This is a genomic window from Holdemania massiliensis, from assembly GCF_022440805.1.
GTDB lineage: Bacteria > Bacillota_I > Bacilli_A > Erysipelotrichales > Erysipelotrichaceae > Holdemania > Holdemania massiliensis_A.
Genome location: NZ_JAKNTK010000001.1, coordinates 1,350,993 through 1,371,671 on the forward strand (window position 1 = coordinate 1,350,993; position 20,679 = coordinate 1,371,671).

The following is a 20,679-nucleotide window of genomic DNA, read 5'->3' on the forward strand; positions in this document are numbered from 1 at the left end:
AAATATCTTGTAACAAATGAAGAGGGATGCAGTAATAAGTTTGAAATCAATTATTAGTTATGCAGTATAGACATAAATTGTGTAGAATGCAAAAAGATGCTGAGCAGAAGATGAGTTTATCAATTTCATTGTACTTGAGGATGATTTGAAATTTTGAAGATTTGTTATACCCTAAGAATGGGAGCAGTGTTTAAAGAACTGATTAGTGACCACTGAAAATAAGAAAGGAATTATTATCTATAAGATGAAAAATTTTTGGAATATAGATGGAAGAAAAAAAATATTACCGTACATATGTTTAGTTGGTTTAGTTGCTATTGTTTGTTTTTTCATGTTCCTACCTAACTTGATAGCACAGAGGCCTGTAGCGTATGGAACTGATTTAAAACCAGAACAGTTGTTTTTTAATATGGAATTCACTAATTTAATAACTAACTTTTTTAAAACAGGTACGTTCCCTTTTTATTCGTGGTCGTTGTTTTTAGGAACTAATTTTTATTCATCACAAACTTTCTATGTAATGACAGATATATTTGGTTGGTTAGGATTATTGCTTAATAGTGTTAATTTTTTTGATAGAGCATTGTTACTTGAAATATTAAAGTTTATCTTGTCCGCTCTCACTATGTATGCTTTATTAAATGAAATAATATCAAATAAAAAGATTCAGTGGATCGGATCAATTTCTTATGCATTTAGTAGTTGGGCAATATTCTATAGTGGACAACTTATGTTTCATTCTTTTTATGTTTTTGTTCCACTTTATTTTTTGGGGATAGAGAGATACTTAAAATATAATAAAAAATTATTGTTTATTATGAGCGTATCTATACTTGCCTTTTCAAATTGGTATTTTTTCTACACTTTGTCTTTTTTTACTCCAATTTACTATATCTATAGATTTTATATAATTAACAATGGTTTTGAGAAGATTTTCCCTAAAACGGCTAAGATTATAGGCCTATATTTCATTGGCGTCCTAATATCAGCAATTACCTTGATTCCAACTTTATTCTATATTAGAGAGAATAATCGATTAGGTTTGACCACTGACCTATTATTTGCTGATAAGCAAATTTATTTACATATACTTAGCGCAATGTTTGCACCTAATTATTTATACATATATCAAAGCAATGTCTTCGAAACTAACTGGCACGTTACTCGTGAACTTTGTATTTGGGCAGGATCTTTTACAGCATTAGGCGTACTTGCTTTACTTTCTTTTAAAGAGAAAAAGTTTAGAAATGCTTCTCTGTTAGTTTATTTAGTTATTCTTATTTTACTAATATGTCCTATTGGAAATGCAGCAATGCATGGCTTCAGTGAGCCATCATTCAGATGGACTTTTATAATATCAACTTTTAATATCTTAGTCGCTTGTCATTGTATGGTAGATGAAGATAATATTGATAAAGGAAAATTTAAAAAGTATATTTTTATTAGCGTATTTTTGTGTTTTATTATTGTTCCATTAACTTCGCTTATTAGAAATGACTATTCTGAATTCTTAATACTATATAAGGATCAATGGATGTTGTTTATCCTTTGTGGCGGGATAATGTTAATTTATTCATTGCTGATTTTAAAAGATTCGAAGAATAAAATATTTTGGTTTTTAGTCTTAACTTTAGTTGAAACATCTTTTTTTGGTTATAGTTTATATAATAAGGTATTGGATAGATCTGATAGAGGTACTTATGAATTTGTTGATAAAGTTACACATGTTCTGCAAGATAATGATAACGAACTAAATAATTATCTAAATTATTTGAATGACCAAAATTATGCTGAATATTACAGAGTTTATGTTCCACACGACTCTTTATATTGGTTTTATAGTCATAATATGTCAGTTGCGTATCAATTGAATGGGTTTATGGTATATGATTCAACATATTCGCCAAGTATTAATAAATTGAAAGATCTAGCTCCTCAAATAGTGGAATATAACTCGGGTATGATATTTAATATAAAAGATCCAGATATATTACAATTTTTAAATGTGAAATATGCTCTTGTTTTAAATGAAGATGAGTTACCTGAAAAAATAAACTGGAAATTAGTAGAGAGAGAATATAGAGGGAGTATACAAGTTTATGAAAATCAAAATTACAGGCCGTTAGGAACAACCTATGGTAAAATTATAACCTACGAGAATTATCTTGAGAGTAGTACTAATCTTGACGTTTTAAATGATACAATTGTATGTGAAGAAAAAGATTTTCTTAATATAAAATCGTATTTGAAAGCAGAAGAGAAAACTGAGTTAACCAATATTGAATATAGTGGAAATCACTTGTCTGGATCTTGCTATAGTAAAAACGATAGTTTTATGATTATTACGTTGCCATTTGATAAAGGATGGAAGATTCTTAATAATGGCAAACCAATGCCAGTTTATAATATAAATGGAGGATTTATAGGTATTCCCGTTGATGCAGGAGAAAATCACATTGAAATGTATTTCGTTCCTGAGGGGTTTAAATTGGGTGTTTTGTTTAGTGGTATAGGTATAATTGCGTTTTTAGCTGTTATCTTTGGTGAAGTTAGAAGAAAATCAAAAAAAGTAATTTAAAGTTGTAATAAGCTCTGAATTTACAGAGCTTTTTTGATATAATGATGGATATGAATGAAACGAGGTTGTTTTATGAGAAAGAAAGTTTCTATAGTAGTCCCCTGTTATTTTAATGAATTGAATATTCCAGAAACTTATTCAGTTATCAAAAAGGATGTTTTTGAAAAAGTTAAAGATATCGATTTTGAAATAGTATTTGTAGATGATGGCTCTAAAGATAAAACATTTGATGAATTAAAAAAGGTTCATAATATAGATTCTAGAGTCAAAATAGTGAAGTTATCAAGAAATTTTGGAGAATTCCGGGCAATTATTGCTGGCTTGAGCCAAGCTACAGGGAATGCCATGGTTGTTATGAGCGCAGATTTACAAGATCCTCCATACTTGATTGTGGAAATGATTCAACATTGGCAAGCTGGTGAAAAAGTAGTTATTGCAGCAAGAAGTAAACGTAATGAGCCTTGGATAAAAAATTTTTTTGCGAATACATATTATAAAATTGTAAGAAAGTTAGTCATTAAGGACTATCCAGAGCAAGGATTTGATTTTTTTCTGATCGATAGAAGTGTCTCTAATATCTTAGTAAATATGCAGGAAAAAAATTCTTCTATCTATGTTCAGTTAATTTGGACAGGATTTAATCCTAAGGTTATTGAATATACTAGACAAGCACGTGAAAAAGGAAAATCAATGTGGTCCTATCGAAAAAGGATTAATCTTTTTATTGATACGTTCATTGTATTCTCATATACTCCAATCAGATGGATCAGTGGATTTGGATTCATAATGAGTATCAGTGGCTTTATCTCGGCTTTAGTTCTTATTTATGATAAATTAATGCATGGCACTAACGTTGCCGGATGGACTTCCTTAATGGTTGTTGTCTTAGTGTTGGCGGGTGTTCAAATGATTATGCTAGGAGTTATTGGTGAATATATGTGGAGAAATTTAGATGAATCGAGAAAACGACCTTTATACATTATTGATCAAATAATTGAAGGTGAAGAGAATGAATAACGTATACTTACAAGCATTTAAAGCACATGGAAGTGATAACGATGGTTATCTTAGTGCTATTGAAAGAAATACAGGATTACCATTTGATATTAAAAGAGTGTATACGGTTATTGATACGAAGGAAGGGAATATTAGAGGTTATCATGCCCATAAAACTCTTAATCAGATCTTTTTTGCTTTAAAGGGAAAAATAGTGGCTTATTGTGAAAATCCAGAGGGAGAAAAAGAAAAATTTGAATTAGATGATCCTCATGTTGGCCTTATTTGCGGACCGCATATCTGGCATACATTAACATATTATGATGATGCAATATTAATGGTTTTAGCGAGCGAAGGATATGACGAAGCGGATTACATTAGAGATTATAATGAATTCAAAAAATTGAAAGAAGGATAAAATTATGAAAGTAGAAAATAATCAATTGCGTCTTCAATATTTGATGTATAAAAAAGAATATTTAAAAAAAGTCGAAGAAGTTCTTGATAGCGGATGGTATGTATTAGGAAATGAAGTAAAATGTTTTGAAAATGAATTCGCAAAGTACAATGATGCTAAATATTGTGTGGGAGTAGCAAGCGGGTTAGATGCTTTAATATTAGCTTTTGAGGCGCTACATTTAAATCCTGGAGATGAAGTTATAGCTCCTGCTAATACGTATATAGCGTCAATTATGGGATTTACTAGAAATGGTTTAATTCCAAAGTTTGTTGAACCAGATGAGTTTTACAATATTGATCCCTTAAAAATAGAAGAAGCAATAGGGCCAAGAACTAAGGCAATCTGTGTAGTACATTTATATGGTCAAATAGCTAATATGCCAAAAATAATGGAAATTGCGCAGAAATATAATTTAAAAGTTATTGAGGACTGCGCACAGTCGCATGGAGCTTCAATCAATAATAAGAAATGTGGTACATGGGGGGATGTTGGATGTTTCAGCTTTTATCCAACAAAGAATTTAGGTGGATTTGGTGATGGTGGAGCAATTATTACCAATAATCAAGATATACAAGAAGAAATAAGGATGTTGAGAAATTATGGCTCAAGAAAAACGTATTATTTTGAGAAAGTTGGGCATAATTCACGGTTAGATGAACTTCAAGCAGGAATGCTTCGAGTTAAATTAAAACATCTTGATGAATTGACTACGTTGAGAAGAAATGATGCATTAAGATACATTAAAGAAATTAAAAATCCAAGCATCATACTTCCAAAAATGCAATTTGGAGAAACGGGTCATGTATTTCATTTATTTGTTGTTCAAGTAGAGAATCGTGATAACTTTATGAATTATTGTGCTAATAATGAAATCGGATTAAATATACATTATCCTCAGCCTCCTCATTTAAGTGACGCATATAAACATTTAGGATATGGTACTGGAGATTTCCCAATTACCGAAAGTATTGCTAACAAAGTTGTATCAATTCCATTATATAGTGGGATTCCAAGCGAGCAATTAGATTATGTAATTGATACGTTAAATAACTATACTGATTAATTTTTTTAGAGTATTCAAGAGGTGATAAGATGAATGATAATAAATACAATAAAATATTCTCAGTATTTGTAGTTAGTATTTTAACGATTGTAGGCATTTTAATTTTTGTTTTGCCAAATGAAGAAATATCTGCTATAGAAAATCGAAAATTATCTATGGTTGCTTCATTAGGAAAGAAAAGTTATATAGAAGGCGAATTTCAAAGTCAACTTGAAAATGTACTCTCAGATCAATTTTTGGGAAGATATAATTTTGTCAAAATGAAGAAGAAATTAGATTATGAATTTTTGAATCTTGCTTATTTTAATTCTGATTTAGATTTAGTGTTGCGTCCACTAGGAGAAAGTGGAGTTAGTCAGATCGGAAATTCAAAATACATGATGGATAATTTACTTATATATGATGATATTTCTAACCAAAGAATTATTGACAAAGCAAATCAAATAAATAGGTTCCAGAAAAGAAATTCAAATGTTGAAGTATATGTATACTTGCCTGTAAATCTACATGAAACAGGATTATTTGACGAAGCTAATGGCATTGATTCCGCTGGAAAATATTACACAAAAACTTTAGAAGATTTTATAGAAGTTCCGTATAAAAACTTAGTTGTTCAATCAGAAAATGATATTTATGAATATTTTCAATCTAGTGATCATCACTTAAATAATAAAGGTTTAGATAAAATGTATCATGATATAATGGAATTAATTGGAGAAGAAGCAAAAGAACCCATTAGTGAAGATTGTCATGTTGGAATGAATTTTTATGGAACATATTCATCACGGACGGGCTATATTTTGGAACCAGATCAATTTTGTAAATATAGCTATGATATTGAACCATATAGTGTAATTTATAACAATGAAATAATTAGTAAGTCTGGTAAGAATGATTTTGAAAAATTTAATGTTAATGATATTAAAGAAGAATATCCTTATTTTTATAATTATGCGTATGATAGTTATGAACCTCTAGCGATGTATGATTTTAATCAAGAAAACAAGAAGAACGTTCTGTTAGTTGGTGATTCATTAAGCAGAGGATTTATTGAAACTTTTGCATCTTCTTTTAATAAGACATTCCGGCTAGTTCCATATGATTATACGATGCAAAATAATGAGTATTTTGACTATGATAAATTTGTTGAAGAAAATGATATTGACATAGTAATTTTTTGTTACGGACTAGTAAATTACTATTATCAAGACGAATGGGGAGATCGCTGGTTACAAACAACAATAGAAGAAAGTCCAATTAAGTGAGGTAATTTCTAATGCTATTCAGTAGTTTAACATTTTTGTTTGTTTATTTTCCAATAGTATTAATTTTATATTATTTGGTAAAGAGTAGAACTAAGAAAAATTTAGTATTATTGATCTTCTCTCTACTTTTTTATTCTTGGGGAGAACCTAAACTAGTTTGTTTGATGCTGTTTGAAGTTTTTGTGACTTTTATTTTAGTGCTGAAAATGAGCGATACTCACGATCAGAAGAAAAAAAGGAAGTATTTAATTTTAGAAATCATATTTATTATTACATTCTTATTTTTATTTAAATATTACAATTTTTTTATTGTCAGAATACTGAAATTAAATAGTCTTGCTCTTTCAATCAGCTTGCCAATCGGAATTAGTTTTTATTCCTTTCAAATCATTTCTTATGCTGTTGATGTTTATAGGGGCCAAGTTGAAGTCCAAAAAAATGTATTTGATTTAACTCTATATGTGTCTTTTTTCCCTCAATTGATCGCTGGTCCCATTGTTAGATATAGTACTATCGTTAAAGAATTAAAAGAAAGAAAAGAAAATGTCAATGATTTCGCATACGGCTTGAGACGTTTTATAATAGGATTAAGTAAGAAGGTTATAATTTCTAATCAAATGGCAATTGTTTCGGATAAGGTTTTTTTATCAGCAAACATAGTTTCTTTTTCAAGTGGAATGTATTGGTTGGCTGCATTAAGTTTTATGTTTCAAATTTATTTTGATTTTAGCGGATACAGTGATATGGCAATAGGTTTAGGAAGGATGTTTGGTTTCCACTTTTTAGAAAACTTTAACTATCCGTATACTTCGACATCAATCACCGATTTTTGGAGAAGATGGCATATGTCTCTATCATCTTGGTTTAGAGATTATGTTTATATTCCTTTAGGTGGGAATCGCGTAACGAAATTTCGATGGCTCATGAATATTTTGATTGTTTGGTGTTTAACAGGTTTATGGCATGGAGCCTCTTTTAATTTTGTATTATGGGGGTTGTACTATGGTATTCTTTTAATAGTAGAGAAATTATTTTTAGGAAAAGTCTTGAAAAAATTACCTGGTTTAAATTGGATCATTGTCATGTTATTTGTATTATTTGGTTGGGTTCTTTTTAATGCTCCAAGTGGGGAAACCGCATTATTCATGATTAAGAAAATGTTATCAGGTTTTGAAGGTATAAATCGTTCTACGTTAAATAATCTTAATATTCTATATTTGTGGGAATATTATGTTATTGCTATAATAGGATGCTTTCCAATTTGTAAAAAAATTGGCTTAAAAATATTTAATACAAGATATGGAAAATTAATTTGTGATCTTTATTTATTAATTATTCTCTTTCTATGTGTGATGTTATTAGTGAATAATTCATATAATCCTTTTATTTACTTTAAATTTTGATTAATAGTTTTCTATAAAATAGGAGGTAAGCTAATGAAATACTTGGTTGGCGGGTTATATCCTGTGTTGCTGTTTATTATTGCTGCGACTTTATGGAACAATAAAAGCATTAAAAGAACGATACAAGAAAATAAAAAGTCAATTTTAGTTTTTTTAATTTTTAATTTCTTAGTCATTAATATTTTGCTGTTTTTTCATTTGCGACAAGAACAATTTATTGCTTATTGGGATTTTGGGGGATTTTGGCGTAAATCTGTAGAGTTTAACCAGATGATGAATCGCAGTGTTAAAGAGGCTATGGATAATCTTTGGTTTTCTTTGAATTATTCAGAGTATTCGTTTTTGCCTGAGTGGTTTTTATATTTTCCAACACAATTATTGGGAAATACTTATCCGCGATTTATACTCGCAATGTTTAATAGTTTTATACTTCCAGCTAATCTTATTTTATATATTTTTAGTTTAATGATTATTGAAAAGAATAAATTGACCGTGAAGAAGGTTTTTTTAGGAATGTTAATTGCAACGTTTGCAGGTAATCTTTATTCGATGGTTTTTGGTTACATAGGAAGTGCAGGCTTACCTTTTATTACAAGTGTATTATTATTAGTCTATGCGGATGGTTTAGAAAAGTTTAGCTGGAGAAATAATATATTTATCGGATTATCCATGATCATCTTACTCTTAGTAAGGCGGTGGTTTGCTTATTGGATTGTAGGTTTCTATGTGGCTTATACCTTAGCTTATTTAATTCGTGAAGGAATTGATCATGCTTTGACCAAAGAAAAAATCAAAGTACAGTTTTTGAATATGCTTGTTTGCGGATTAATTCCTTTAACTATTCTGTTAACTTTATTTTTCCCACTCTTTAGGACAATTACAACCTATAATTATGCGGAAGCCTATTCTGTAGCCAAAGTTGGAGGTGCAGCCTATATCATTGGTTGGTTCATTCAATTTTATGGCTGGCTTTTAATTCTTTTGTTGATTCCAGGCGTGGTCTATGGTATAAAGTCGAAAAAACATCGGCTTATTACTATTTTATGTATTATTCAGACTTTGGTGGCAATCATTTTATTTAATCGTGTTCAGAGCTTTGGATCCCATCATTATTACATTATTAATGGTCCGGTCATAATCCTCATGCTGATAGGATTACAAAAAATTGTTGACAGGTTCTCCGCTAAAACTAGCATGGTGCTCTTAGTGTCTTCTGCATGCCTGCTGACTGTGAATTTTTCAAAAACAGTTTTGTTTGGGAAGAATCAAAAAGCAGATCAGATTTTAGATAAGCTCAATGTGTTAATATCGGCGCCTTTTCCCGATTTACGAATTCGCAACGATTTAGATCAAATTCGTAATATGGCTGATTTTTTAGATAAAACTCCAGGTGAGTATGAATATGTTTATGTGTTGTCTAATTCTGTATTGTTTAATGATGACATGCTAAGAAATGCATTTTTTCCGGAAAAGAATGAAGGGGTAGCTAATTTATTAGTGGCTGATGCTTATGATTATCGAGACGGAATTCCGGAGGATTTCTTCCAATATTACTATATTGTTGTTGCTGATCCAATTCAGCTTCAATTCGGTGAGGAAAATCAAAAATGTGTTAGTATTTTGGCTGAATTTATGCTGAATTCTGAGGAGTCTGGTCCATACTATCGCATCGTTAGAGAATACGAATTGGATAATGATGTTCATGTTAATATCTATCAGAGAATAGAACAGGTTCCTAATTCAGTGCGTAGGGTTGTTAGTGAACGGTATCGTAAATTTTATCCACAGAATCCGGAGCTTTACGAGTTTTCTTTATTACCAGAATAAGATTATTTGTACATATTGTTAAGTTCTAAATTCTATTTTTTGATTTTAGGTTATACTTGGTTTTTATCAAATATATTATGAAGCAAAGGAAAGTCAAAGAGGAAATTAGAAAACTTAATCTCTGAATCTTTGTGCTTTTATATATAACTTCAACTTCTTTGCCAGATTGTTCATTGCTAAGAACGAAAGTGACAAAACCATTTTCCGAATCAGGGTATGGGTATAATGTTAAATCATTTATTTTTACTTCATAACCTTTGTAATAAGTTAATGGAATGATATAAGTAGTTTCTTCAGTAGTTGAAATTGATGTGAAAGTCAACTTATTGTACGATTCAGAAAAACCAATTTAACTCTTTGGCAAAGGGTTTGTATTTATTTTTCGCGTGTTGAATCGATAGTTGAATTCTTTATTAGGTAAGTATTCGGCATGCGCTAATTCACTCGAGTTAAAATTTACACTATCTCCAAATGTTGTTACTAATTTATCTATGTTTAATTGAGAATCTTCGGTAACCGATAATATAGGTAATGCTATTTGACAATTTAGCCAATAAATAACGCAAACTAGTTCTAATAATATAAGTATGCCTTTAAAACTTATCTTATAATGATCAAAAGTGTTTAAAAAAGCAGGGATCAAAAGAATACATGATAATATAAGTAATCGCCAAGGAAATTGAATTACAGCAAAAGCTTGTATTTTCCATAGGGTGGGAATCATTGCAAGAACAATTGTGATAATACCTAAGAAATAGGTGTGTTTGAAAAAGGAGTTTTTACTAAGGTTCTTGAAATGAAATAATGGTATAAGAATTAAAATTAAACTTGGTGTAAATATGTATGTTTTGTTGGCTATACCCAGGATATCTGAAAAATTCAAAACTAAGGTATTTAGAGGGGTATTATTTGTTATCGTTAGCAAATTAATTTGTTCTAACATTGGAAATAGAAAAAATGCAGATAATCCAATAGAAATGCTTATTGCTATAAAGGTATAGATGAAAATGGATTTATCATTAATAATTTTTCTTAAGTTTATGATTAAAAATACTAAGAACATAAAACAACTTAATAAGAAAGTTATATTATGAGATAAGAGTAAGCCTGTGTATCCAATTGTTAAGAGCCACCACTTTGTTTTATTAGCATAGAATAGATTATAAATCCCATACAAAGCTAAGGGTAGAAATATAAATGCAAAAATTTCTCCTAAAGCCCCTCTTGTATAGCAATCAGTTATTCTATAACCTGAAAAAATATAAAAAAACATTCCGACTGAAATAGAAAATATATTTCCTGTGAATTCGGATAGAAAAAAAGAAATTGAAAGACAAGTAAGAAATGTACACAATAACATTAAAATTTTGTAAGACTGAATAATTGTTAACCGAAAACAGTTCAATATTGCAGTTGGGTATAAGAGGATATTTGAATAAAAAATAGGTGACGCATAGCCATAATTAAAATTTTGTGTTTGAAATAAATAAGGATAAAAATCTCCATTGTTAATTGAGTTAGCAAGAGCTCGAATCCGATTCAAATGAAAGACTAAATCATCACTTCTTATTATTGAAGTAGAACTAAATAATAATCCACAAAATAAAAAAGATATAAGTACGGAAATAATTAAAATTTTCTTTTTCTTGGAAATCTGTAAGATGATGTTCATAATTTAACTCCTTTTGATTGTTATGAAATTGGAATTCTTGAAGATTCTGGTTTATAATAGTCCATGATAGAAATGGTGGAGGAAGCTATGCAGATGAAATTTAAAAAATTGCTCTTACCTGTCATGGTTATTATAATAGTTTTTCTTATATTTCTAAATGTTTTTTTTAATAACCGAGGTATTTATATATTGCCGGGCGATTCTGTAGAACAAATGTATCAGTTTTACCTTGGTGGATGGGAAAGATTTCATTCAGGTACATTGTCGCAATTTGAATGGTCATTAGGGGTTGGCGGTAATGTAATGGCATATGTTTATTATTTTTTAACAAGTCCATTTTTTTATGTTACTTTATTATTTCCAAGAGAACTGATCAAATATTTGTTTTTGAATTTAAATATGCTTAAGATAATCTTGCTATTTTTAACAACTTATTATTGGACTGGCAAAATTACGAAAAATATTAGATCTCGATTAATCGCGAGCTTCTCAATAGCTTTTTCAGGATGGATGTTTTTTTACTTCGCGTATAATATGTTTTTAGATGCTTTTCTATTTTATCCTTTAATTCTGGGATTTGTTGAAGTATATTTAAAGAAAAGCAAAATAACACCTTTAGTTCTAGGGATAGGAGCATTAGGAATTATCAATTACTATTTTTTATATATGTTTGTTCCTTTTTTATGCTTGTATGCTTTAATTCGATATATTGCAATCAACAGAAATAATTTACTATGGAAGAGCATGATTATAGAAGCGCTTAAATTTCTTGGTTATGTTTTGTTAGGTATAGGAATAAGCGCAGTTATATTAGTTCCTTGTGCATATTTAATCATGAATAGCAGCAGATTTACAGGAAGTAATATTAAAATGTTTGATACAATAGGAATTCATGAATTGATTTATTTTATAAGCACAATCTTCATCCCTGTTTTTGATCGATTTAACGCTAGCTATTATATACCAGAATTTACTCATGATTTTATTGGATGGGGGGGAGGCTGCAGCCTTTTTGCATTAATCATTACGCCATTGCTTTTACCAATGCTTTTTTGTGTAAAGGATAAATTGAAGCGAAACAGCTACTTTGTTTGTTATTTACTTCTAGGTTTTGTATTAATTTTTCAATATTTATGGTATTTATTACAGCGATCCGTCGATACAAGATGGACTTATATGTTTTTATTTTTAGGTGCTTTGTCAATGATTGAAATTAATGATGAACTGGAAGCAGGGTTAATTGAAAAGCGGAAGCTATTGTATTCAGGATTATTCTCTATTCTGTGTATTCTGGGCTTTGTGATAAATATGTACCTTCATCACTATTGGCCGAGAAAGCAAATGATAGAAGTTGGATTCGTTTCTTTGTTAGAAATTATTTTTCTTGTGCTTTATCTGTTTTATTTTCATTCGAAAAATCGTAAATCATGTGTGTTGATCCTGATCTTGGCTTTGGAAGCTCTTGCTTCGGGAAGAATATTTGTTGCTTACAATTATGCAATTGATCATAGTTATTTTGAACAGCCTGAGCAAACTACTGATGCAATCGATTATATTCACTCCATTGATAAAGGGTATTATCGCGTTTTGTATGCTTCAGAATCATATCAAATTCCAGGAGCTCCTGGAGCCTTTGTAATAACAACACCGAATGAGCCTTTCTCTAAAAATTATCCAGGTTTTTCATTTTATAATACAGTTTATAATGTGGAGACAGATGATTTCTATGATCGCTCAAGATCGAATTGGTTTGTATCAGAGGCGATGGGAAGGAATAAAGTTTACAATTTAATGTCAGCGAAGTATTGGATAACATATGATTTTGAGACACAGATTCCTGATCACTACCAGTATTTATACCATGATGAAGCTGGCTTTACGATTTATAAAAATCCCTATTTTATTGAACTAGGAAAGACTTACGAAAATACAATTAATAAAGATTATTATAAAACACTGCCAGTGTTTATACAAGATCAAATAATGCAAGATTATCTAGTGACTGAACAAAGTAATAATATAGAGTATGTACTTAATGATAACTTTAGCCATATTGGTCAATTACCTGATGAAGATCACAGAGAATTAAAATTAGATGCGCCGCTGTCAAATGGAAATTTATATATTGTAAATTATGGAGTTTCTGAAATTACATTATCTTTATATAATGATAATGAATTAATAAAATCCCAAGCTTATAGTCAATACAATTATGTAGATATTTATATAGAAGAGTCTCAGGAAATAGACAGAATAGTTGTTGAAGGGGTAAACAACTCTGGTGTAGTAGCCTTTATGGATGTTTATTTTGAGCCTGATGAGGGAAGTTACGATCAATGGTATCACCAAATACAAAAAGAAAAATTTGAAAATGTCACATTTAACAGCGATTATATATCTGCAGACATTAGTCTTTCCGATGGGCGATATTTATTCACATCTATTCCGTATGATAAAGGCTGGAAAGTTTTTGTTAATGGCAAGGAGGTTTCTTACGAAAAAGTGAATTTGGGATTTATAGGTTTCGAATTAACTCGTGGTGACTATCATATAGAATTTAAATATGAGATACCTTATCTAAAAGTGGGATTTGGGATTTCGTTAGGAGCATTGGTAATTTTAATTCTGATATCAGTGAAAAAGAATATGTTTAGAAAATCTTAATTTGACTTAGGACCATAGACTTCCTATAATGGCAGTCATGGATAAAATTAAAATGATAAGGAACTTAGTCTTGATATTATTAATAGCGATAGCTGGAGGATTAGCTCTGAATACTATCGCTTTTTCACTTCCTGTAGAGCCGATAAAAGAAAACTTAAAGGAAAATTTTGAAGTCTTTGCAAGTGAAATGGAGTTTGATTACTATCGCGTGATAGAAAATGATGATGCAACGATGTTGGATTTATATACTGACGCTTTGATGATGAATACCTTGATCTACGAAAGTGATCAGAGTCATTTTTATAATGCGGTGGCTGCACATCATTCTTTTAATGAAGATCAAACAATGCAACAAACTTTCCTGGATCTTGTTGAAGGAAAGACGGAAGGAAAACAAACTTATGCCTACGCACGATATTGGCATGGCTATTTGCTGCCCTTGAAAATAGCTCTGTCAGCGATGACTTATTTAGATTTCAGAATTTTGAATTTATTTCTGCAAATCTTCCTGCTTGGGATTGCGGTTAAGGTCATGAGTGAACACGGTGGGAAAAGACTGGTTATTCCTTTAGTGGTCGCTTTTGTTTTCTTGATGCCCGTTGCGACAGCGTATTGCCTGCAGTATTCATTTATTGTTTATATTACGCTTCTTTCGATAATTCTATTGTTCCGATTTCGAGAACGTTTAAATAAAAATGAAAATGCAATCTACTTCTTCTTTTTAATTGGTATCATCACCAATTATTTTGACTTGCTGACTTATCCACTGGTCACCTCTGGCATTCCAGCGGTATTACTGATATTCACGATGGAACAAAGATCACTGTTATCTTCCATCGGATTGTTGTTCATGATTGGATGCGCATGGCTGAGCGGATATGCGGCTATGTGGATTGGCAAGTGGACGGTGGCTACGCTTGTTTTACATCAAAATATTTATTTGGATGCATTCCAACAGATTATTTTACGAACCAATGATGAAGTCAAAAACTTAGATCTAACATATAGTCTGGTTCTTAATAAAAACTTGGAATTACTCCAGCGGTTACCGTATGCGTTGTTGTTTTATATTCCATTAGCTGCGAAAATTCCCGCATTAATTTCACATTTGATTCAGGATTGGAAAGCGTTTGTGCAGAAACTTTTATTTACTCTTTGTTTTGTTCTATTTCCTTTGATGTGGATATTAATCTTGCGTAATCATTCGTTTATGCATTATTTCTATACTTATCGTATATTAATTATCGCTTCCTTTGCGATTCAATGTGCGGCATTTTCTATGCCCAATATACTGAAAAGGACGAAGTGTTAACTCTGAAATACAGATTTCTTCTTCTAAAATTTCACAACCCGAATTAAATTCTGGTATACTATAAAAGGTGATGAAAATTGAAACATCTAGTCAGCGTCATTGTTCCTGTTTATAACGTACAAATGTATTTGGATCGTTGTGTTCAATCGATCGTAGATCAGACCTATTCAAATCTGGAAATTTTATTAGTGGATGATGGGTCAACGGATGAATCTTATTTTTTGATGCAGAAGTGGGCAGAAAAAGATTCCCGCGTTCATTTGCTGCAGAAAACAAATGGTGGATTGAGCGATGCGCGTAACTATGGAATTCAAAGAGCTCAGGGAGAATACTTTGCATTCATTGACAGTGATGATTTTATTCGGCCTGCGATGATTGAAAAGCTGTTAGAAGCTATGCTGGAAAATCAAGCTCAAATTGGAGTTTGTGACATGGAATACCTCTATGATGACGGCAGGGTTGAATTGGCCAGTGGCGGGGACTTTGAGGTAGCGGATATAAAAACACATCCAGAACTGATTCGAATGAACAATAGTGCCTGTAATAAATTGTTTGCTCGATCCTTATTTTTGGATATCGAGTTTCCCATTGGAAAATGGTATGAAGACTTAGCTACAATTCCGATGATTTGTTTCAATGCGGAACGAATTGTTAAAGTCAATGAACCTTTTTATGTTTATTATCAGCGGACGGGTTCGATTGCCCACAGTGCCAATCCTAAAATCTTTCATATTTACGAAGCAATCCAGCGCGTGATTGATTACATTGAAGCGCATTGTTCCGATGTGCAAATGAAAAATCAATTTATTCAGGAAATGAAGCACGGCTATATTATTCATGGTTTGGATTTGACAACGCTGCGAATAAAGGATTTTGAACGATCTGAAAACAGGGAATATTATCTTGAAGAAAATATGAAGTATTTGAAACAATTTTATCCGGATTGGGAAAATGATTCGATGGTAAAATCGGTGGGATTGAAGAAAAAAATGATTATTGCGTTGTTAAAGCGAAAACAATGGAAGGCGGTGCTCGGCATTTATGACCGATCAAAATAAACATAAAAAACGAAAAATTTTGTTTGTTAATGATGAAATGGAAATGGGCGGAGTCGCTCGGGTTTTGAATACATTAATGAAGAACTTGGATCAACAGGTTTATCAAATTGATTTGCTGGTGTTACATAAAACCGGAACGCTGCTTCAGGATGTTCCAGAAGGTGTTAATATTATTGAAGGTACACCGTTTTTTAATGCAGTGGACAGTCCATTAAAGGAATTAGTGAAGAAAGGTGATCTTTCCCATCTTTTCAGTAAGCTGCGATTATTGCTTTATATGAAAACCGGGCTGATCCGAAAAAAAATTCTGAAAGAAAGAAAGAAAATGCTGAGTGAGACTTATGATGTGGAAATGGCGGCAAAAGAAGGTTTTTGTACGATCTTCACCGCTTATGGCAACAGTCAGCGTAAAGTAAACTGGGTACTTACCGATTACAGCGTATGCAATTATTCCGCGAATCATATGCGTTTGGTAAAGTCAGCCCTGCAGCGAATCAATTTAAATATTGCAGATTCCGCAGAAGCGACTGAAGCTTATAAGAAAGTATTTGGAATCAAGAATGTGATTACAATACATAATTTGATGAATACTGAAAAAGTCGAAAAGGGCATGGAGATGACCAATGATTTAGCGGATATAGATCCGACGAAAATCAATATTATTTCAGTCATTCGTTTCCACCCTCAGAAAGCGGCAGATCGCTTATTATTAGCTCATCAATATGTGATCAATCAGGGAATTGATCATGAGCTTTACTTAATTGGTGGTGGCGAACAGGAAGAAATGTTATTGAAGATGCAGAAAGAACTGAAGCTGACGCATGTTCATTTTCTTGGCTTTAAAACAAATCCGTATGCTGATATCCGAGCTTGTGACTTGTTTGTTTTGCCTTCGTTATATGAAGGCTTTGCAACGGTGATCAATGAATCCTTTATCGCAGGAACCCCGGTTTTATCCACAGAAGTGGCAGGGGTACACGAACAAATTACAGCGCCGCATTACGGCTGGATTGTAGAGAACAGCCAAGAAGGATTAAATCAAGGCTTGTTAAAAGCTTTGAGTTCAAAAGAAGAGCTGCAGAAAATGAAGCAGCAGCTGCAGGGATATCATTATCCGAATGATGAAATCATCCGAAAGTTTACAGAAGTTTTATAACGGAGGCGGATGTATGGAAAGATTAAGAAAAGGAAAATCCTGGTGCTGGCTGGTTGGAGCCTTATTTATTTTTGTTTTATTTTACTATATCACGGTCAGGACACCGCTGGCAGGTGATGATTGGGGTTATGCCGTCAATGGAATGAGCGGAAATCCGTTCGGCAAGGCATGGGAGTTTTATTTCACCTGGTCCGGGCGTTATTTTGCAGAACTATGGGGATTTATTGTAGCCCCACATAAAGGTTTGTGGAATTTATTAAATCCGGCCTTGTTTGCAGGCATCTATGTTTTGTTATATCAAATTGTCAATCCAAAGCGCAATTCTTTCTCGGTTGCGATTCTGATCGCAGCGATGATGTTGACAGTTGCGGATCGGCTGCGAATGGAAACTTATACGTGGATTATGGGGACAACCTATGTTGTACCGCTGTTTTTAATTTTGCTTGTTATTTGGATGATGAAGAACCTTTTATTCACCAACAAAAAAATTAGATCAGGCCATTATTTAGTTTTGATCATTCTGAATTTCTATATTGGTCTGGCTATGGAAAACATTTCGGCAGCCAGTATTTTGCTTAATCTTTTGATGCTTATATATGCTTATTTCAGACGGAAAGATGCTTTAAAACTGACGGGTGTGGGATTAGCAGTCAGTATTCTTGGGTTTGCTCTGATTCGGATGTCGCCGGGTGCGGCGTTTCGCTTGGCTCGGGATAATCAGGCATGGATTGAACTGGGGCTGATGGGTCAAATTCAGCAAAACTGGACGCATTTCTTAAATTACACGTTTGTTGCCAATAAGTATATGATGCTAATTTTGAGTTTGATCACATTTCTTGCTCTGATCCATCATTGGGTTGATCGAATTTGGATGAACAAAAAAGATAAATTGGCGGCAGTTGTTCAGGGGCTCATTTTAACGATCGCCATTGTGGCATGCTGTTCGCCGACCTTCGTCGAGAAGCTGAATTTAGAATTTTTCAGTGTTTTCTGTGATTTGGAAACGACCGGAGGACTGATCTTCTGTTCTCTGTTTTATCTTCTTTATATTGCTAATCTATTCTGGATTCTCTTCACTTTATATGAGGATGAAGAACGGGTCGAAAAGCTTATGATGGTCATGATGGCAGGAACCTGTAATTTAGCGATGCTGCTTTCGCCAATTTATGGTCCACGAAGCTCACTGTATACAGTTTATTTTATTATTCTATTGACAGCTTCGATCGCTTCCAAAATTAAAACCAGTAATGCAGAAGCTGCGATTATCCTCGTTATTTGTGGAGGATTGTGTTTGCAGCGAAGTCTATCATGGAAGCGAATTTATACGCAGGTCGCTCAAGTTCAAGCTGAACGGGAATCCATTCTGCAGTACTATCGCGAACATCCTGAAGATGATGAAGCGTGGATTCCGCGAATGCCGGAAGAAAGCATTCATTCGGCAGATATCGAAGAAGGAGATACCTATCATCAGAATAGTTTTAAAGAATATTACGGCCTGCCTGAAACAACAAAATTAATTTTCTATAAAAAGCAATAACGATGAAAGTAAATAAAAGTTAGACATTCGAGATGAAAACCGATACAATATCACAGAAATGTACAAAGGAGGCTGACCCATGCAAAAGATCAAAGATTTTTTGCACCCTTGGTTAAAACAAGGAACTGCAATAGGAATATTACTTTTAATTCTGGCGTTTCAGCCGATCATTGATTTAGATTATTTAATTTATCCATTTCTAAATCAGTTTGGACTTCCGCGTCCATCCACGTTAATTCGGTTTTTGTTGATTCCATCTTTAATCGTGTGGTGCTTTTACGCCTATGGCAAGAACCGTAAAAAAACGATGATCTTGGGCGTACTCTATATTACCGTGTTTGCCGTTTATTTTCTGGTTCACATTCAAGTTGTACGCAACGCAGCATCCTTTTTACGTCTGACATCCAATTTTCAGTTTTCTTTCTTTGGTGAACTGACCTATTGTTTAACTTTAATCATTCCTTTCGGTTTGATTGCGGCTTTTACCACAGTCCGTATTCATACAAAAATGTTAAAGCAGATCACGGCGATTTTATCGTCTACGATATCGTTTCCAATCTTAATCAGTGATTTGCTGGTTTTTGGTCAGTCTACATATCTTGGCAATACCGCCGCTCCTTTTTTTAGCTGGTTTACTGGCATTTATGAAACTGTGGAGCCACGGCGTTTAGCATGTAAATTCTTTTTTGATGAAGGAAACACGATTGGTATTCTGTTATTCATGCTGCTTCCGTTAATGTATTATTTCTTTTCCAAAAGTGAGCAGCGAAAAGAAAAAATTTCCTGGGCAATCCTGATTCTCGTTCAAAGTCTGTCAATGTTGATTTTATCAACTCGAGTAGCTTCACTGGGGGCTTTTTTGATCCCCATCGCTTTCCTTGCACTGTACCTCTTTGACAGCTTGCTGTTAAAGCATCAGAAGGTGAAAGCATTGGTATTGCTGTTCAGTGCAATGGTATCCCTGGTTAGTATATTGATTTTGCCGTATACGCCAGCAATTCAAAACCAAAAGCGTGATGCTATCAGTGATGACGCAGTCCGGGGTGACGATGATTTGCTGCAAAAAGGAATTTTGGCCTATAAGGGGCGTTTAAAATTAACGCCGGGAACTCAGGAATACGAAGATTTTTGTTTAAAGGCTTTTGAAAAATCAGGCATTGAGGATAATCTTATTTCCAGTATACCGAAGATGTACTATATGGATTGGTATAGTTATAAGAAAGATCCTGTATTTTGGAGCGATTTGTTGTTTACTGTCCCTTTGGAACAGCGCCTAACAGGACGTCAATTCCAAACTTATTTCATGAATGTGAAATGGGGAATGGCAGATGCAAAAATGAAGCTGTTGGGAATGGGATATACGCCGTTTATGAATGGCTCCATTTTATTAGAACAAGATTTTATTCAGCAGAAATACACGTTAGGATATCTTGGCGATGTTCTGCTGGCGGGACCTTGGCTAATGTTGACAGCAGTCGGAGCTGTGTTTGTTTTACTTAGATGGAAAAAGTGTCTTAATTTAGAAGTTATGGTTTTGGCTACGTCCCTGTGCTGTGGCTTAGGTGCTGCTTATCTTAGCGGACATACCTTGGATCAGTTTGTCACGACGATGTTCATGGCCTTTGTCACGGCTATTTTATTAAATCGAGTCTTCGGTATTGCTGGAAAAACAGAAAGGGAGGAGTAAA

The 20,679-nt window shown here is 32.7% G+C and carries 14 protein-coding genes; 13 read left to right on the forward strand and 1 reads right to left on the reverse strand.

Annotation, left to right across the window (positions count from 1 at the left end):
- Positions 1-244 precede the first annotated feature (244 nt).
- The 7 genes from MCG46_RS06050 (at position 245) to MCG46_RS06080 (ending at position 9,592) form a co-directional block, all read left to right on the forward strand.
- Positions 245-2,578, forward strand: a complete 2,334-nt coding sequence (locus MCG46_RS06050) for a YfhO family protein (protein WP_240278587.1) — start codon at positions 245-247, stop codon at positions 2,576-2,578.
- Between the two features lie 72 nt (positions 2,579-2,650).
- Positions 2,651-3,595 carry a glycosyltransferase family 2 protein gene (locus MCG46_RS06055; protein WP_240278589.1) on the forward strand — a complete coding sequence of 315 codons (945 nt, stop codon included), beginning with the start codon at positions 2,651-2,653 and terminating at the stop codon, positions 3,593-3,595.
- The gene (locus MCG46_RS06060; protein ID WP_240278591.1) at positions 3,588-3,992 is read left to right on the forward strand and encodes a sugar 3,4-ketoisomerase; all 405 of its coding nucleotides are present in this window, start codon (positions 3,588-3,590) and stop codon (positions 3,990-3,992) included. The genes MCG46_RS06055 and MCG46_RS06060 overlap by 8 nt, the downstream gene beginning before the upstream one ends.
- Positions 3,993-3,996: 4 nt before the next feature.
- Positions 3,997-5,097: a DegT/DnrJ/EryC1/StrS family aminotransferase gene (locus tag MCG46_RS06065; protein WP_240278593.1), complete on the forward strand. Its 1,101-nt coding sequence runs from the start codon at positions 3,997-3,999 to the stop codon at positions 5,095-5,097.
- A 29-nt stretch (positions 5,098-5,126) separates the two neighbouring features.
- A complete protein-coding gene (locus tag MCG46_RS06070) occupies positions 5,127-6,362 on the forward strand; it encodes a hypothetical protein (RefSeq protein ID WP_240278595.1) in 1,236 nt (411 codons plus the stop codon).
- An 11-nt stretch (positions 6,363-6,373) separates the two neighbouring features.
- Positions 6,374-7,765 (forward strand): MBOAT family O-acyltransferase, encoded by a 1,392-nt coding sequence (locus MCG46_RS06075; RefSeq protein WP_240278597.1) that lies wholly within the window; start codon positions 6,374-6,376, stop codon positions 7,763-7,765.
- A 33-nt stretch (positions 7,766-7,798) separates the two neighbouring features.
- The gene (locus tag MCG46_RS06080) at positions 7,799-9,592 is read left to right on the forward strand and encodes a hypothetical protein (protein WP_240278599.1); all 1,794 of its coding nucleotides are present in this window, start codon (positions 7,799-7,801) and stop codon (positions 9,590-9,592) included.
- Between the two features lie 349 nt (positions 9,593-9,941).
- Here the strand turns inward: MCG46_RS06080 and MCG46_RS06085 are convergent, their stop codons facing one another.
- A complete protein-coding gene (locus MCG46_RS06085) occupies positions 9,942-11,264 on the reverse strand; it encodes a YfhO family protein (protein ID WP_240278600.1) in 1,323 nt (440 codons plus the stop codon).
- A 93-nt stretch (positions 11,265-11,357) separates the two neighbouring features.
- On the opposite strand from MCG46_RS06085, the gene MCG46_RS06090 reads away from it, so the two are divergent.
- From MCG46_RS06090 to MCG46_RS06115, 6 genes are all read left to right on the forward strand, one after another.
- Positions 11,358-13,928, forward strand: coding sequence for a YfhO family protein (locus tag MCG46_RS06090; protein WP_240278602.1), 2,571 nt, complete (start codon positions 11,358-11,360; stop codon positions 13,926-13,928).
- A gap of 37 nt (positions 13,929-13,965) precedes the next feature.
- Positions 13,966-15,240, forward strand: coding sequence for a hypothetical protein (locus MCG46_RS06095; RefSeq protein WP_240278604.1), 1,275 nt, complete (start codon positions 13,966-13,968; stop codon positions 15,238-15,240).
- A 77-nt stretch (positions 15,241-15,317) separates the two neighbouring features.
- Entirely contained in the window at positions 15,318-16,298 is a 981-nt protein-coding gene (locus MCG46_RS06100) for a glycosyltransferase (RefSeq protein WP_240278606.1), read from the forward strand.
- A complete protein-coding gene (locus tag MCG46_RS06105; protein WP_240278608.1) occupies positions 16,282-17,454 on the forward strand; it encodes a glycosyltransferase in 1,173 nt (390 codons plus the stop codon). The genes MCG46_RS06100 and MCG46_RS06105 overlap by 17 nt, the downstream gene beginning before the upstream one ends.
- A 13-nt stretch (positions 17,455-17,467) precedes the next feature.
- Complete coding sequence (locus tag MCG46_RS06110; RefSeq protein ID WP_240278610.1) at positions 17,468-18,991, forward strand: DUF6056 family protein; 1,524 nt, start codon at positions 17,468-17,470, stop codon at positions 18,989-18,991.
- Positions 18,992-19,070: 79 nt separating this feature from the next.
- Positions 19,071-20,678 carry an O-antigen ligase family protein gene (locus tag MCG46_RS06115; protein WP_240278619.1) on the forward strand — a complete coding sequence of 536 codons (1,608 nt, stop codon included), beginning with the start codon at positions 19,071-19,073 and terminating at the stop codon, positions 20,676-20,678.
- The last annotated feature ends 1 nt before the right edge of the window (position 20,679 follow it).

Coding starts and splice junctions, on each gene's coding strand:
- MCG46_RS06105 (WP_240278608.1), top strand. CDS start 16,282: ATGACCGATCAAAATAAACATAAAAAACGAAAAATTTTGTTTGTTAAT.
- MCG46_RS06060 (WP_240278591.1), top strand. CDS start 3,588: ATGAATAACGTATACTTACAAGCATTTAAAGCACATGGAAGTGATAAC.
- MCG46_RS06095 (WP_240278604.1), top strand. CDS start 13,966: ATGGATAAAATTAAAATGATAAGGAACTTAGTCTTGATATTATTAATA.
- MCG46_RS06115 (WP_240278619.1), top strand. CDS start 19,071: ATGCAAAAGATCAAAGATTTTTTGCACCCTTGGTTAAAACAAGGAACT.
- MCG46_RS06070 (WP_240278595.1), top strand. CDS start 5,127: ATGAATGATAATAAATACAATAAAATATTCTCAGTATTTGTAGTTAGT.
- MCG46_RS06065 (WP_240278593.1), top strand. CDS start 3,997: ATGAAAGTAGAAAATAATCAATTGCGTCTTCAATATTTGATGTATAAA.
- MCG46_RS06080 (WP_240278599.1), top strand. CDS start 7,799: ATGAAATACTTGGTTGGCGGGTTATATCCTGTGTTGCTGTTTATTATT.
- MCG46_RS06055 (WP_240278589.1), top strand. CDS start 2,651: ATGAGAAAGAAAGTTTCTATAGTAGTCCCCTGTTATTTTAATGAATTG.
- MCG46_RS06090 (WP_240278602.1), top strand. CDS start 11,358: ATGAAATTTAAAAAATTGCTCTTACCTGTCATGGTTATTATAATAGTT.
- MCG46_RS06050 (WP_240278587.1), top strand. CDS start 245: ATGAAAAATTTTTGGAATATAGATGGAAGAAAAAAAATATTACCGTAC.
- MCG46_RS06075 (WP_240278597.1), top strand. CDS start 6,374: ATGCTATTCAGTAGTTTAACATTTTTGTTTGTTTATTTTCCAATAGTA.
- MCG46_RS06085 (WP_240278600.1), bottom strand. CDS start 11,264: ATGAACATCATCTTACAGATTTCCAAGAAAAAGAAAATTTTAATTATT.
- MCG46_RS06110 (WP_240278610.1), top strand. CDS start 17,468: ATGGAAAGATTAAGAAAAGGAAAATCCTGGTGCTGGCTGGTTGGAGCC.